The 844-nt window shown below is 56.3% G+C and carries 1 pseudogene; it reads right to left on the bottom strand.

Annotated elements, in window-relative coordinates:
* A pseudogene (locus tag CFB46_RS34975) lies at nucleotides 1-844 on the bottom strand (IS3-like element ISBmu5 family transposase); the annotation flags it as partial.

Raw genomic sequence — 844 nt, 5'->3', positions numbered from 1 at the left:
CTGCCAGCCTTGATCCGAATGCAGTAACGGCCGTCCTTCATCATCGAGCTTGGCCACCGCCTTCTTCAACATGCCGCTGACCAACTCGAAGCTCGGGCGCTCATCCATTTGGTAAGCGACGATCTCCCCGTTGTACAAGTCCATTACCGGCGACAGATAGAGCTTTTGGCCCCCTACATTGAATTCGGTCACGTCGGTCACCCACTTCTGATTCGGGCGTTCAGCATCAAACTGCCGCCGCAGTAGATTTGGGGCAACGCGGCCGACTTCGCCTCGCCAGGAACGATATCTCTTCGGGCGTACCAGAGATTTCAACTGCAGTTGTCCCATCAACCGCTGCACGGTCTTGTGATTGATCGCGTGTCCCGCTTGCCGGATCACTGTCGTGATTCGCCGATAGCCGTAACGGCCCTTGTGGTGGTCGTACACGCTCCGGATCTTCACTTTGAGATCCGCATACCGATCGCCAGCATCCAATACCTTGAGTTGGTAATAGAACGTGCTGCGTGCCAGACCTGCCGCCTTCAGTAACGCGGCTACCGGATGGCATTGCCTAAGCTCACGTATTATTTGCGTTTTTTCCTGGGCGCTGTCTGCTTCTTTGATTGCAGCAGCGCATCGAGCTTTTTTAGGTATGCCACCTCCGCGCGCAAATACACGATTTCCTTGAGCAGTTCCTCGCGGCTCGGCTCTTTCTGCGCGGCATCATCGGTAGGCTTCGGTGGCGGCAAGGTGGTCATCTTCGGGGGACGTCCTCGGCGACGAGGCATCAAGGCTTCTATACCGCCCTCATGATACAGGCGCTCCCAAACCGGGATGCTCCGTTCATTGCGAATGCCGAATA

The sequence above is a fragment of the Burkholderia sp. HI2761 genome, assembly GCF_002223355.1.
Taxonomy (GTDB): domain Bacteria; phylum Pseudomonadota; class Gammaproteobacteria; order Burkholderiales; family Burkholderiaceae; genus Burkholderia.
This window is presented reverse-complemented; position numbering and strand designations above follow the sequence as displayed.